At 69.2% G+C, this 13,866-nt stretch carries 13 protein-coding genes; 9 read left to right on the plus strand and 4 right to left on the minus strand.

The genetic code is table 11. From position 1 onward, the window contains the following. Position 1: 1 nt before the first annotated feature. The 4 genes from ACIBZJ_RS31215 (at position 2) to ACIBZJ_RS31230 (ending at position 5,732) form a co-directional block, all read left to right on the plus strand. A complete protein-coding gene (locus ACIBZJ_RS31215; RefSeq protein ID WP_395935923.1) occupies positions 2 to 502 on the plus strand; it encodes a YbjN domain-containing protein in 501 nt (166 codons plus the stop codon). Positions 503 to 666: 164 nt separating this feature from the next. Beyond that, entirely contained in the window at positions 667 to 2,256 is a 1,590-nt protein-coding gene (locus tag ACIBZJ_RS31220; RefSeq protein WP_395935925.1) for an MFS transporter, read from the plus strand. 341 nt (positions 2,257 to 2,597) lie between these two features. Beyond that, entirely contained in the window at positions 2,598 to 4,952 is a 2,355-nt protein-coding gene (locus tag ACIBZJ_RS31225; protein ID WP_395935927.1) for a discoidin domain-containing protein, read from the plus strand. 24 nt (positions 4,953 to 4,976) lie between these two features. Next, positions 4,977 to 5,732: a phosphoglyceromutase gene (locus ACIBZJ_RS31230; protein WP_395935929.1), complete on the plus strand. Its 756-nt coding sequence runs from the start codon at positions 4,977 to 4,979 to the stop codon at positions 5,730 to 5,732. A 149-nt stretch (positions 5,733 to 5,881) separates the two neighbouring features. Here the strand turns inward: ACIBZJ_RS31230 and ACIBZJ_RS31235 are convergent, their stop codons facing one another. Both ACIBZJ_RS31235 and phoU read right to left on the minus strand, forming a co-directional pair. After that, on the minus strand, positions 5,882 to 6,580 hold the full coding sequence (locus ACIBZJ_RS31235; protein WP_395936282.1) for an HAD-IA family hydrolase: 699 nt from the start codon (positions 6,578 to 6,580) through the stop codon (positions 5,882 to 5,884). A 17-nt stretch (positions 6,581 to 6,597) separates the two neighbouring features. Next, positions 6,598 to 7,248 (minus strand): phosphate signaling complex protein PhoU, encoded by a 651-nt coding sequence (gene phoU / locus ACIBZJ_RS31240; RefSeq protein WP_395935931.1) that lies wholly within the window; start codon positions 7,246 to 7,248, stop codon positions 6,598 to 6,600. 196 nt (positions 7,249 to 7,444) lie between these two features. On the opposite strand from phoU, the gene ACIBZJ_RS31245 reads away from it, so the two are divergent. Further along, on the plus strand, positions 7,445 to 8,707 hold the full coding sequence (locus ACIBZJ_RS31245) for a sensor histidine kinase (protein WP_395936284.1): 1,263 nt from the start codon (positions 7,445 to 7,447) through the stop codon (positions 8,705 to 8,707). Next, positions 8,704 to 9,384 carry a response regulator transcription factor gene (locus ACIBZJ_RS31250; RefSeq protein ID WP_142709746.1) on the plus strand — a complete coding sequence of 227 codons (681 nt, stop codon included), beginning with the start codon at positions 8,704 to 8,706 and terminating at the stop codon, positions 9,382 to 9,384. Before ACIBZJ_RS31245 ends, ACIBZJ_RS31250 begins: the two co-directional genes overlap by 4 nt. Positions 9,385 to 9,614: 230 nt before the next feature. On the opposite strand, the gene ACIBZJ_RS31255 is transcribed toward ACIBZJ_RS31250, so the two are convergent. Beyond that, the gene (locus ACIBZJ_RS31255; protein ID WP_395935933.1) at positions 9,615 to 9,803 is read right to left on the minus strand and encodes a hypothetical protein; all 189 of its coding nucleotides are present in this window, start codon (positions 9,801 to 9,803) and stop codon (positions 9,615 to 9,617) included. 117 nt (positions 9,804 to 9,920) lie between these two features. On the opposite strand from ACIBZJ_RS31255, the gene ACIBZJ_RS31260 reads away from it, so the two are divergent. Further along, on the plus strand, positions 9,921 to 10,958 hold the full coding sequence (locus tag ACIBZJ_RS31260; RefSeq protein WP_395935935.1) for a helix-turn-helix domain-containing protein: 1,038 nt from the start codon (positions 9,921 to 9,923) through the stop codon (positions 10,956 to 10,958). Here the strand turns inward: ACIBZJ_RS31260 and ACIBZJ_RS31265 are convergent. Beyond that, on the minus strand, positions 10,955 to 11,743 hold the full coding sequence (locus ACIBZJ_RS31265; RefSeq protein ID WP_395936286.1) for a hypothetical protein: 789 nt from the start codon (positions 11,741 to 11,743) through the stop codon (positions 10,955 to 10,957). The genes ACIBZJ_RS31260 and ACIBZJ_RS31265 overlap by 4 nt on opposite strands. Before the next feature lie 113 nt (positions 11,744 to 11,856). On the opposite strand from ACIBZJ_RS31265, the gene ACIBZJ_RS31270 reads away from it, so the two are divergent. Both ACIBZJ_RS31270 and ACIBZJ_RS31275 read left to right on the plus strand, forming a co-directional pair. After that, positions 11,857 to 12,843 (plus strand): hypothetical protein, encoded by a 987-nt coding sequence (locus tag ACIBZJ_RS31270; RefSeq protein ID WP_395935937.1) that lies wholly within the window; start codon positions 11,857 to 11,859, stop codon positions 12,841 to 12,843. A 48-nt stretch (positions 12,844 to 12,891) separates the two neighbouring features. Next, positions 12,892 to 13,728 carry a sugar phosphate isomerase/epimerase family protein gene (locus ACIBZJ_RS31275; RefSeq protein ID WP_395935939.1) on the plus strand — a complete coding sequence of 279 codons (837 nt, stop codon included), beginning with the start codon at positions 12,892 to 12,894 and terminating at the stop codon, positions 13,726 to 13,728. Positions 13,729 to 13,866 lie beyond the last annotated feature (138 nt).

A 13,866-nucleotide genomic window follows, 5' to 3' on the forward strand; every position in this document is an offset into this window, starting at 1 on the left:
CGTGCCGAAGGACGAACTGGTCGCGCTGGTCGAGGCGTTCCTGAAGGAGCGGGAGGCCGAGTACGACCGCACACCCGCGGGCGGCTTCGTCGTCACGCTGCCCGGCACGCGCAAGCAGAAGACGCTGGCGAACCTGGTGATCGGCGACCACGCCATGCGCATCGAGGCGTTCGTCATGCGGCACCCGGACGAGAACCGGGAAGAGCTGTACTCGTATCTCCTCACGAAGAACGCCCGGATGTACGGGGTGGCTTTCAGCATCGACAAGGCCGGTGACGTCTTTCTCACCGGCCGGGTCCCGCTGACCTCGGTGAACGAGGACGAACTCGACCGGCTGCTCGGGTCGGTGCTGGAGTACTCCGACGAGAGCTTCAACACGATGCTCGAGATCGGGTACCCGAGCGCGATCCGGCGCGAGTGGGCCTGGCGCGTGAAGCGCGGTGAGTCGCTAGCCAACCTCGAGGCGTTCTCCGAGTGGGCGGCCGGTCCAGAACGACCCTGACGGCCGAGCGCGCCTCCTCATGACGCCTCGCTGATGTCACGACGTCGGCGCGCTCGGACGCCAGGGCCGCCCTGGACCGGCTCCGGCTCAGAACAAAAGGCCGAGTGCCCAACTTGTTGTAGTGACCAAAAGTTGCATCGGTCAATGATCTGCGGATAGCGTCGGTGGACGTGGACCAAGAGACCGTGCATCGGCGTCGCTGGCTGATTCTCGGCGTGCTGGTGGTGTGCCTGCTCGTCGTCATCCTCGACAACACGATTCTGAACGTCGCTCTGAAGACGATCCAGCAGGACCTGGGCGCGACCCAGTCCCAGATGGAATGGGCGATCAACTCCTACACGCTGGTCTTCGCCGGGCTGATGTTCAGCGCCGGTGTACTCGGCGACCGCTACGGACGGCGACTGTTCCTCATCGTCGGCATGATCGTCTTCGGGCTGGCGTCGGTGGCCTCGGCGTTCGCGGACTCGCCGGCGCAGCTGATCGGTACCCGGGCACTGATGGGCATCGGGGCAGCGCTGGTCCAGCCGCAGACGCTCTCGGTCATCACGAACGTCTTCGACCCGTCCGAGCGCGGTAAGGCGATCGGCATCTGGGCGAGCTTCTCCGGCGTCGGCATCGCGATCGGGCCGGTGACCGGCGGTCTGCTGCTCGAGCACTTCTGGTGGGGCTCGGTCTTCCTCGTCAACGTGCCGTTCGTGCTGGTGGGCGTCGCCGCGATCGCGCTGTTCGTGCCGGAGTCGAAGGACCCGTCACCGGGCCGGATCGACCCGTTCGGCGTGCTGCTGTCGATCGCCGGCCTGTCGCTGCTGGTCTACGGCATCATCCACGGCGGCGAGACCAACGACTGGGGCTCGCTCCCGGTACTCGCACCGATCTTCGGCGGGGTGGCACTGGTCGCACTGTTCGTGATCGTCGAGGCACGCAGCAGCCATCCGTCGCTGGACGTCACGCTGTTCCGGAACCCGGCGTTCTCGGCCGGCGCGGTCAGCATCGGGCTGGTCTTCTTCGCGATGCAGGGCGCCACGTTCTTCCTCGCCTACTTCTGGCAGGCGGTGCGGGACTACTCGCCGCTCGAGGCCGGTCTGCTCGTGGTGCCGGTCGCGGTGGGTATCGCGCTGGCGGCGCCGCGGTCGGCGAAGATGGCGGTCCGGTTCGGGACGCGGGTCGTGGTCGCGTTCGGCATGACGCTGGTCGGGTTCGCGCTGGGTGCCTACTCGTTCGTCAGCCGGGACACGCCGGTCTGGGTCATCGAGATCATCGTCTTCGCGCTCGGCTTCGGCATGGGGAACGCGATGGCGCCCGCCACCGAGGCGGTCATGTCGGCGGTGCCGCGCTTCAAGGCCGGTGCGGGTTCCGCGGTCAACAACACCGTGCGGATGGTCGGTGGCGCGCTCGGCGTCGCGATCATGGGGTCGTTGCTGTCGGCGTCCTACCGGACGAACCTCGGCGACGCGGTGAACGTGCTGCCCGCGGCAGCGCGCGACGGTGCGGGGGAGTCGATCGGCGGTGCGCTGGAGGCCGCCGGTCAGCTGGCCTCCCGGTCGGCCGGGGACGCGATGGCGCTGGTCGAGTCGGCCAAGGTCGCGTTCGTGGACGCCATGCACGTGACCGCGGTGGGGTCGGCGGTCGTGGCCTGGCTCGGAGCGATCGTCGCGTTCATGTTTCTGCCTCGGCGGCGGGTCGCTGACGAGGCACCGGGGGAGCCGGACGGCGCTGCGGAGGAACCGGCGGAGACGGCGTCTTCGAAGGGGTGAAGTCGGTAGGGCGGTTCGGTCGCATAAGCGGATGATTCAGTCTTAACTAGTTCAGTTAGGCGACCGAACCGCGGATCTGTGAACTTTCTTAACGGCTGCTTAGCCAGCGCCTAAAACTTCGGAGCTCCCACTCGCGTTCTACCCCTTTTGCGGGGCGGAAGCGGGATTTGTGGGCGGTACGAGCTGCCTACGATCGCGCTCGACGTGCCGGTCAAGCGGGGAGCAACGTGAACGGTCAGCCTCGAGAGCCTCATCAGCGAGCCACAGGGGCAGCGTCCGTTCCTCCCCAGCGGCCGTCCACTCCGTCCGCCCCGCCTGCGCCCGCCGCGCCTCCGCCGCAGTTGAGCTGGTCGGCCGGGCCGGGTCCGGCCGGCCGGACGGCGCAGCCCGACATCGCGTCGCAGACCGGGCCGTACGCCACGACGGCGGCCCCGGTCAGTGGCGCCCCCGTGAGCCCGGGCGGCAGCCCGATGTACGGCGGCTCCCACCGGCGGGCCCGCAACGGCACGCGCAAAGTCCTCGACCAGCGTCCGCTCTGGCAGCGGCCGAAGCTGCTCTCGCTCGCCGCCGCGTTCGTCGCGACGGCGTTCATGGCCGCCGACGGCAAGCTCCGGATCATCCCGTTCCACCTGTTCAGCGGCGCGGCCGACGGCACGGTCTCGGTCGCGTTGGACAAGGTCGTCAACGAGTTCCGACCGCACAAGCAACTCGGGGCCGGCGTCGACGGGCTGGAAGGCGGCGAGATCGCCAAGGTCTGGACCGAGAAGAACATCGGCGCGATGAAGTCCGCCGGCTGGGGCGCGATCAGCTACCGGCTCCGCACCGAGCTCGGCGTCAAGGCCTGGCACTGGAACCCCACCGGTACCTGGTCGAACGCGGCCGCGAAGGAGGGTTACTGGACCTCCAGCGACACGATCACCAAGGACGCCGGTGTCTCCTACGGCTACCACTTACCCCGCCGTGGCAACACGATCGACCAGGCCAACAACGACGCGTTCGCGAAGCTCACCGACGGCGACCCGAACAGTTTCTGGAAGAGCAACCCGTACCTGGACTCGCGGTTCACCGGCGAGCCCGACGCCGAGCACGCGCAGTGGATCATGATCGGCCTCGGCTTCGCCAAACCGGTCCAGGACGTCACGATCAACTGGGGAACGCCGTACGCGACCCGGTTCAAGGTCCAGTACTGGTCCGGCAGCAACGACGCGATCCACCCGTCGCACCCGACCGCGAACTGGAAGGACTTCCCGAACGCCGAGTTCGCGGGCACCGGTGGCAAGCAGACCGTCACGGTGGCCGACTCCCCGGTCAACGCGCAGTTCGTCCGGATCGTGCTCACCGCCGACTCCGACACCGGACCGGCCGGCTCGACCGACGTCCGCGACCGGCTCGGCTACGCGGTACGCGAGCTCTCGATCGGCTACTCGAAGGACGGGTCGTTCGTCGACCACGTCGTCCATCGGAAGGACCAGAAGCAGTCGCCGACCTGGGTCTCGTCGACCGACCCGTGGCACCGGGCCTCGGATCTCGACAAGGACTACGAGCACGCGAGCTTCGAGCGCACGTACGCGAGCGGGCTGACGAACAACGAGCCGATGATGATCCCGGTGCCGGTGCTGTACGGCATTCCCGAGGACGCCGCCGCGCTGATCTCGTACCTCAAGAAGAAGAAGTATCCGTTCACCCAGGTCGAGATGGGCGAGGAGCCCGACGGCCAGATGGCGACGCCGGAGGACTACGGCGCGCTGTACCTCCAGGTCGCCGACGCGATCAAGAAGGTCGCCCCCGACGTCGAGATGGGCGGGCCCGGCTACCAGACCGTGCTGCCGGACTGGATCCACTGGGCCGACGAGACCGGCGACAAGTCCTGGACCAGCCGGTTCGTGAAGTACCTCCAGGGTCGCGACCGGATGGACGACTTCGATTTCTTCTCGTTCGAGTGGTACCCGTTCGACGACGTCTGCGGGAATCAGGCGAAGCAGATCGCGCAGCACCCGGCGATGTTCGATGCGCTCATCGAGAAGCAGTACGAGCACGGGCTGCCGCGGGACGTCCCGATGGTGATCACCGAGTACGGGTACTCGTCGTTCGCCGGCCAGGTCGAACTGGAGTTCCCGGGCGCGATCGTGAACGCCGAGACCGCGGCCCGGTTCCTGGCTCGCGGTGGCCACACCAGCTACTTCTACGGCCTCGAACCGAACTGGGTGTTCCAGGAAGAAGAAGGCAAGCCGTGCAACACGTACGGCAACCTGATGATGCTGCAGTTCCACGACGACTTCCAGATCCGGCCACTGGTCGGGTACTACGCCGCGCAACTGGTCACCCGGCATTGGGTGGAGCCGGGCAACGACGAGCACCAGATGCTCGAGACCACTAGCAACCTCGTGCTGCCGGACGGGAACCCGCAGGTCACCGCGTACGGCGTGAAGCGTCCCGACGGCAAGGTGTCGGTGATGCTGATCAACAAGGACCCGAAGAAGGAGGTCACGGTCGAGCTCGAGGGCACCGGCGGTGACCTGGACGGGCCGGTGCAGATGTACCAGTACTCGAGCGAGCAGTACGACTGGGAGCCCGGTCCGGTCGAGGAGAGCGGCGGTAAGCCGCGGAAGAGCCTCCCGCCGCAGAAGACCAGTCATCGCTCACCCAAGGTCACGCTGCCCCCGTACAGCATCTCCGTGGTGCATGCAGAGCGTTGACCCAGGTCTGGCAGGCTGTCGGGCATGAGTGAAGCGATCGGAACCCTGGTTTTGCTCCGCCACGGCGAGAGCGAGTGGAACGCGAAGAACCTGTTCACGGGGTGGGTCGACGTCGACCTCAATGCCAAGGGCGAGGCCGAGGCGCGCCGCGGCGGCGAACTGCTGAAGGATGCCGGCCTCCTGCCGGACGTGCTGCACACGTCGGTGCTGCGCCGCGCGATCCGGACGTCGGTCCTCGCGCTGGACGCGCTCGACCGGCTGTGGATCCCGGTCACCCGGAGCTGGCGGCTGAACGAGCGGCACTACGGCGCCCTGCAGGGCAAGAACAAGAAGCAGACGCTGGACGAGTTCGGCGAGGAGCAGTTCATGCTCTGGCGTCGCTCGTACGACACGCCGCCGCCCCCGCTGGACCGGGACGCCGAGTGGTCGCAGTTCGGCGATGCGCGGTACGCCGCCCTGCCGCCGGAGCTGCGTCCGCAGACCGAGTGCCTCAAGGACGTCCTGGAGCGGGCGCTGCCGTACTGGTACGACTCGATCGTGCCCGACCTGCAGGCCGGGAAGACCGTGCTGGTCGCGGCACACGGCAACTCGCTGCGCGCGGTCGTGAAGCACCTCGACGGCGTCAGCGACGAGGCGATCGCCGGCCTGAACATCCCCACCGGCATCCCGCTCCGCTACGACCTGGACGCCGATCTGAAGCCGCTGAACCCCGGCGGCACGTACCTCGACCCGGAAGCCGCCGCCACCGCCGTAGCAGCAGTAGCCAACCAAGGTCGCTAGGTGGGCGGCCCGCCCAGAACGACGCCGGCAGGCGAGCGCGAGGCCTTGAGTATCAGCTATACGCGGCGGCCTCGCGCTCGACTGCCGGCGCCGCTCTGGGCGGGCTCCAGGTCAGGACGACGTGCTTACGGCGCGAGGCGCCTGCGGGCTTAGCTTGCCGCGGTGAGGACGGCGGCGTCGTCTCTGGCGGGCGCTTTGAGGCTGATGGCGGTGAGGTCCGGCACGACGACGTCGGCGTCGCCGAGGTCTTCGGCGGGGTGTGACGTCGTCACCGCGACGACCGGACAGCCGGCGTCGCGGCCGGACCGGATGCCGGCGGGCGCGTCCTCGAAGACGACGACCGCGCCACCGGCTCCGAGCCGCTCCATCCCGATCAGGTAGGGCTCCGGGTCGGGTTTGCCGGCCCGGACGTCCTCCGCGGTCACCAGCACGCTCGGCGTCGGCAGCCCGACCGCCGCCAGCCGGGCCGTGGCGACCGCCAGCGTGCCGCTGGTGACGATTCCCCACGGCACCACGCCGTCCACCGCGTCGACGAGCTGGTGGGCGCCGGCGACCGCGGTGAGGCCGGCGATGTCGTCGGCCTCCAGCGCGGCGAGGCGTGCGGCGGCGTCGGCGACCTGGTGGGCCGGAAGCATGCCGCGGATGTGGTCTTCGGCGCGCTTGCCGTGCAGCTGCTCCGGGAGTGCCTCGGGCGGCAAGCCGTACCAGCTGAGGAACGTGGCCCACTGCCGCTCCACGACCGCGGTGGAGTCGACCAACGTCCCGTCGAGATCGAAGAGAATCCCGGCGAGCGTCGTCGACCAGATCTCTGGGTTGGCAAGACGATCAAGGTGCGTTCGCGCGGCCATCACGACCGCATTCTTCCTCAGGCGCTGGCCGGGAGCACACCCGTCACCAGTTGCACCATCCGCCTGGCCAGCGAAACCGCATGATCGGCGTAACGCTCGTAAAACCGCCCGAGCAGCGTCACGTCGATCGCGGCCTCCATTCCGTGGGCCCAGTTGTCGTCCAAAACCCGGTCGAACAACTCCCGATGGAGCGCGTCCATCCGGTCGTCGTCCCTCGCGATCTCGTTGGCGAGTGACACGTCTCGCTCTACTAACACGTCGCGTGTCTTCACGATGATCTTGTCGACGACCTCGGCCGCCTCGGCGAAGATCGGCCTCAGCTCCTCCGGCACCGCGCAGTCGGGATAGCGCATCCGGGCGATCGTCGCGACGTGCCGGGCGAGGTCGCCCATCCGCTCGAGCGACGAGACCATCCGCAACCCACCGATGATCGTCCGCAGGTCGACCGCGACCGGCTGCTGCCGGGCGAGCAGGTCCATCGAGCGCTCTTCGAGCTCGCGGTGCAGTGCGTCGATCTGGGCGTCGCCGGAGATGACGGTCTCGGCCAGCGTGAGGTCGGACGTGAGGAGCGCGGTCGTCGCCGAATCCATCGCCAGTTGGGCGAGGTCGGTCATCCGGACGAGGATCTCGTTGATCTTCGAGAGCTCGCCGTGAAACGAATCGCGCATCTATAGACCCTTTTCGACCGACTTCAACTCGGTTTGCCCGGCAGTTTTCTCGACGTTAGTGGTCGACCGGGCGCCCGGCCTTTCTCCCTCGGTGTCGATCCCCTGAAAGTTGAGCAGCTATCCGGTGAACAGCTGCCACAAATTTCGGTCAAGCGGTCACGTTAGGGGCACTGGGCTCCGAGCGCCTCATACGATCATTGTCGTGGATCTCGTATCGGCGCTGCTCATCGGCGTCCCGGCCCTGCTCTTCGGAGTCGTGGCCGGGCTCGCGGTGCACGCGTTCGCGCGGCGTCGGCCGCGGGTCGAGACGACCCCCGAACCGACCACGGCGATGGACCTCGATCTGGTCCGCCGGAGCCTGGACGGGCTGGGAATTGGCGTAGTTGTTCTGGATCCCCGCGACGAAGTCGTGCTCGCGAACCCTGCGGCACGTAGGCTAGGGGTTGTCCGGGACGGTCGGATCGGACATTCGGTACTTCGCGCCTTCAGTCGGCAGGTTCGGCAGATCGGTGAGGTGCGCGAGACCGAGGTTGAGCTGCCGCGCGGGCGCGGCCTGGAACCGTTGGGGGTTCGGGTCCGGGCCGCCCCGCTCGGCGTCGGCGGTCATGCCGTGATGCAGGTGGAAGACGTCACCGAGGCGCACCGGCTGGCCAACGTCCGCCGTGACTTCGTCGCCAACGTCAGCCACGAACTCAAGACGCCGGTCGGTGCGCTCTCGCTGCTGGCCGAGGCGATGCTCGACGCGGTCGACGATCCGGCCGCGGTCCAGCGGTTCGCCTCCCGGATGCGCCACGAGTCCGGCCGCCTGGGCCGGCTGGTCCAGGAGCTCATCGAGTTGTCCCGCCTGCAGGGCGCCGACCCGCTGCCCGAGCCGGTCGCGGTCGCCGTCGACCAGATCGTCTCCGAGGTCGTCGATCGCACCAGGACGGTGTCCGAAGGCAAGTCGATCTCGGTGGTGTCCGGCGGTGAGCGCGGTCTCGTCGTCGAGGGCAACGAGAACCAGCTGATCACGGCGCTGGTCAACCTGGTCGAGAACGCCGTGACCTACAGCCCGGAGCGCACCCGGGTCGCGATCGGGACCCGCCGCCGCGGCCACCTGATCGAGATTTCGGTCTCCGACCAGGGCATGGGCATCACCGAGGGCGACCTGGACCGCATTTTCGAGCGTTTCTACCGGGCCGACCCGGCCCGGTCGCGCGCAACCGGTGGCACCGGGCTGGGCCTGGCCATCGTCAAACACATCGCGACCAACCACGGCGGCAGCGTGGACGTCTGGAGCGTGGAGGGATCCGGCTCGACGTTCACGATCCGGCTGCCGGACCCCGGCTGCGACTCGCCGGGGTTCGAGGATTTCGACGCACTGGAAGACCTCGACGAGGAACCGGCTTCCGCCGGGGAAAGTCCGGGCATCGAGGCCCGAGACGATCGCCCCACAGCAGTAACGAGAGGTGACGCGTGACCCGAGTTCTGGTGGTCGAAGACGAGGAGTCGTTCTCGGACGCCTTGTCGTACATGCTCCGCAAGGAGGGTTTCGAAGTCGGGCTCGCCGCCACCGGGCCGGATGCACTGACCGAGTTCGATCGGGCCGGCGCTGACATCGTTCTGCTCGACGTCATGCTGCCCGGCCTCTCGGGCACCGAGGTCTGCCGGACGCTCCGCGCGCGCTCGACGGTGCCGATCATCATGGTGACGGCCCGCGACGGCGAGATCGACAAGGTCGTCGGGCTCGAGATCGGCGCCGACGACTACGTGACGAAGCCGTACTCGCCGCGGGAACTCGTCGCCCGGATCCGGGCCGTGCTGCGCCGCCGGACGGAGCCGGAGGAGCTGACACCGGCGACGCTGGAGGCCGGCCCGGTGCGGATGGACGTCGACCGGCACACGGTCACGGTCAACGGTGACGGGATCTCGCTGCCGCTCAAGGAGTTCGAGCTGCTGGAGATGCTGCTCCGGAACGCCGGTCGGGTGCTCACCCGGGGGCAGCTGATCGATCGGATCTGGGGCGCGGACTACGTCGGCGACACGAAGACGCTCGACGTCCACGTCAAGCGTCTGCGCGCCAAGATCGAGCCGTCGCCGTCGAACCCGCAGTACCTGGTCACGGTGCGGGGCCTAGGCTACAAATTCGAGGCTTAGTGGGCGGCCCGCTGAGGACGACGGATGACAGGCGAGCGGGCCTCCTTGAGACACCGAGGCCAAGGTCTCGGCGTCGGCCCGCTCGACTGTCACCGACGTCCTCAGCGGGCTCCGTGTCAGAGCGATCGGGTTCCCTTGAGGGGCTGGGGGCAAGGTCTCGGCGTCGGCCCGCTCGACTGTCACCGACGTCCTCAGCGGGCTCCACGTCAGAGCGATGCGCCTGGCGGCGCTCAAGCGGCTGCGCCGCACGAAGCGAGTTCGCGCGCGGGAGCGTTGCGGCCGGTGGTGATCGTGACCAGGCCGCCGCAGTGGCATTCGACCTCCATCACGATGCCGTGGTCGGTGTTGTCGTAGCGGCGGATGTCGTCGGTGCTGGCCAGGGTGCGCGCCCCGTGGTGGGGGCAGTCGATTGCGAACATGCAGATAGCGTCCCGCCGGACCGTGTGACGGTGTGAGTGACCGGAACGACCCCGTCCGAAAGAAAACTGCCAATGTCTGTGTATCGCTGATCGCAAGAAAGCTGCCATGATGACCGCATGATCGTCACCGGCGTGACCCCCAACACGATCGGCGCGCTGAGCTTCGGCATCGTCACCGAGGTCTTCGGCTACGACCGCACCGCGATCGGCCTCCCCGAGTTCGACTTCCGCATCGTCCCGGCCCAGGGCGGTCCGATCCGCACGCTCTACGGCGCGACGATGCACCTCGACGGTGACGTCACCCGGATCGACGAGTCCGACCTCGTGCTCGTCCTGCCCTGGGAGACGTTCCACGTCCCGCCGCCCGAGCCGTACCTCGAGGCGCTGCGCCGGGCCTATGACCGCGGCGCCACGCTGATGGGCTTCTGCTCGGGCACGTTCGTGCTCGGTAAGGCGGGTCTGCTGACCGGACGCAAGGCCACCACCCACTGGCAGAACGCGGCCTACATCGCCGACCAGTTCCCGGACGTGACGATCGACGCCGACGTGCTCTACGTCGACGAGGGCCGGGTGCTGACCGGTGCGGGCAGTGCGGCCGGGCTCGACCTCTGCCTGCACTGGGTCCGCCGGGAGTACGGCGCACGGGTCGCGAACGCGCTGGCCCGGTCGGTGGTCGTGCCGCCGCACCGCGATGGCGGGCAGGCGCAGTACATCGTGTCGCCGCTGCCCGAGGTCGGCGACTCCGACCGGCTCGTCGACGTGCTGGCCTGGATGCGGACGAACCTGCACGAGGCGTTGACCGTCGACGCGCTCGCGGCGAAGGCGCTGATGAGCCCGCGCAGCTTCGCCCGGCACTTCCGGGCCACCACCGGCACGACGCCGCGCGCCTGGCTGCTGGTCCAGCGCCTGCAGCGGGCCGAAGAACTGCTGGAGGGCGGCGACCTCCCGGTCGAGGAGGTGGCCCGCCGGGTCGGGTTCGGCACCGCGGCGGCGCTGCGCGACCAGTTCGTCCGCCGGCGCGGCGTCCCCCCGCGCGACTACCGACGCGCCTTCCGTTCGGCGTCCGAGTGCCCCGCGTCCGAATTCCCGGCGTCCGAATTCCCGGCGTCCGAATTCCCGGTGTCCGAATGCGCTGAGGAAGAAGGCGCAGCCTAGGCGCCGGCGGCGCGGGAGGCCTCGACCGTGGCCGGGTGGGGTGCGATGAGGCCGCGGGCCTCGCGGGCCTCGCAGAGACGCTTGAGCTCCGCGTAGGCGGGCTCGCCGATGAGCGCGGTCAGCTCCGGCCCGTAGGAGAGGTACAGCGGCTCCGCGCCGACGTGTGCCTCGGGGGCCGAGGTGCACCACCAGTGCAGGTCGTGTCCGCCCTCGCCCCAGCCGCGGCGGTCGAACTCTCCGAGCGTGTCGACGAGGATCTGCGTGCCGTCGGTGCGGGTCACCCACTCCTGCTCCCGCCGGACCGGCAGCTGCCAGCAGACGTCGGGCTTGGTCTCGAGCGGGTGCAGACCCTCGCGCAGCGCGAGCGCGTGCAGCGCGCAGCCCGCTCCACCCGCGAAGCCCTCCCGGTTGTGGAACAGGCAGGCGCCGTCGACGACCGCGGTCCGTAGCCGGTCTTCCTCGTCGCCGACCGAGTCACGCTCGGTCCAGGCCTTCGAACTTCCCTTGCGATGGAACTGCCAGTCGGCCGGCCCGAGCCGCTTCACGAACTTCGCCACGCGCTCGACGTCGTCGTCGTCGGTGAAGAAGGCACCGTGGCTGCAGCAGCCGGTCTCGGCCCGGCCCTCGACCACACCGTGGCAGCCGACACCGTAGATACAGGTCCACCGAGACAGCAACCAGGTGAGGTCGGCCTTCACCACGTGCTCCGGATCAGCCGGATCGATCAGCTCGAGCCACTCGCGGGGGAAGTCGAGTGAGACCTCGGCATCGCGGGGGCGGGGCATCGGAAGTTGCACCGTACGGGCCACGGGTCACACAGTACGACGTGTGCTCCGGCCTGGGTGAACACTGGGTGACGGGACGCCGGGAGCTGCGAATCCGGGCGTACCGTCGAGGAATGCGGTTGGGGGTTCTGGACGTCGGATCGAACACGGTTCACCTGCTGGTGGTTGATGCCCGGCGGGGTGGGCACCCGCTTCCGGCGTATTCGGAGAAGTCGGTTCTGCGGCTGGCCGAAGCGGTCAACAACCGGGGGAACCTGTCCGAGAAGGGCGCACACTCCCTGCTCGACGCGGTGGCGTCGGCCAAGGACGCCGCGCGCCGGCTGGACGTCGATCACCTGCTCGCGTTCGCCACGTCCGCGATCCGCGAAGCGCGCAACGGCGAGAAGGTGCTGGAGAAGGTCCGGAAGGAGACCGGCGTCGCGTTGTCGGTGCTGTCCGGCGAGGACGAAGCACGGCTGACGTTCCTCGCGGTGCGCCGCTGGTTCGGCTGGTCGGCCGGGCGGCTGCTCTGCCTCGACATCGGCGGCGGTTCGCTGGAGATCGCGGTCGGAATCGACGAGAGCCCGGATCTGGCGCTGTCCGTGCCGCTGGGCGCGGGCCGGTTGACCCGGGAGCGGATCACGCACGACCCGCCGGCCCGGCGCGAGATCGCCGAGCTCCGCGAGTACGTGGACGGCAGGCTCGATCCGGTCGTCGAGAGCGTCGCCCAGGCCGGTCGGATCGACCGCGCGGTCGTCACGTCGAAAACGTTCCGGACGCTGTCCCGGCTGGCGGGCGCGGCACCGTCCGCGGCCGGAGCGCGGGTCCGGCGGACGCTGACCGTCGACGGGCTGCGGCAGATCACCGAGTTCATCTCCCGGATCTCCTCGTCCGACCTGGCCGAGATCGAGGGCGTGAGCTCGGGCCGGGCGCACCAGCTGCTGGCCGGTGCCGTCGTCGCCGAGGCCACGATGCGGCGGCTCGACCTGACCGAGGTCGAGCTGTGCCCGTGGGCGCTGCGCGAGGGCGTCATCCTGCAGCGGCTCGACTGGCTCGACAGCGGCATACAAGACCCGTCGCTCCCCGGGCTCGCGGCCGACCTGGTACCGGCCAACGCCTAGGCGGCACGGGACGGTTGGCGCCGAGCACCGGGGGCTACTCTGGATGGAGTGACCAGGGAAGGCGACACACCGCAGACGGTTAGGGTTCCGGCCGCCAAGGTCGGGCTCTCCACCGCGTCGGTGTACCCAGAGACGGCCCCGGCGGCATTCGAGCTCGCTGCCGCGCTGGGCTATGACGGCGTCGAGGTCATGGTGTGGAACGACCCGATCAGCCAGGACGTCGATCAGCTCCGCGATCTGCAGCAGCGGTACGGCCTGCCGGTGCTCTCCATCCACGCGCCCTGCCTCATCATCACCCAGCGCGTCTGGAGCCCCGACCCGTGGGAACGGCTGCGGCGGTCGAAGGAGGCCGCTGAGGTGCTGGGCGCCGACACGGTCGTCGTCCACCCGCCGTTCCGCTGGCAGCGCGAGTACGCGCGCAACTTCGAAGACGGCATCGAGCGGCTGGGCGCCGAAACGGCGGTGAAGTTCGCGGTGGAGAACATGTTCCCGCTGCGGGCCCGCGGGCGGGCGTTCATTCCGTACGCGCCGCACTGGGACCCGACGTCCGGCTCGTACCGGCACTTCACGCTCGACACGTCGCACACCGCCGTCGCCCGGACCGACGCGCTCGCCCTGCTCGACCGGATGGGCAGCCGGCTCGCGCACCTGCACCTCGCCGACGGCAGCGGGCTGTTCAAGGACGAGCATCTGGTGCCCGGTCGTGGTGATCAGCCGTGCGGCACGGTGCTCGAGCGGCTGGCGTCGAGCGGGTTCCGCGGATCGGTCGTCGTCGAGGTCGGTACCCGCGGGATGGACCGCGAGCAGCGGGAGGCCGACCTGGCCGAATCGCTGGCGTTCGCGCGGCTCCACCTGGCCGCTCCCGCGACGTCCCAGCCGGTCTGATCTCACATCGTGCGACAGCTGCACCCCGATGTCGTGCATGTTTCGTAGGACGCTCGTACTCTTTCGGAGGGCGCCCCACCAAGGCGCCCGTGCTGCGCCCCCGGATCGGGACACCACCCGGCCCGGGGGCGTTGCGTC

Source organism: Cryptosporangium sp. NPDC051539, assembly GCF_044454545.1.
Taxonomy (GTDB): Bacteria; Actinomycetota; Actinomycetes; order Mycobacteriales; family Cryptosporangiaceae; genus Cryptosporangium.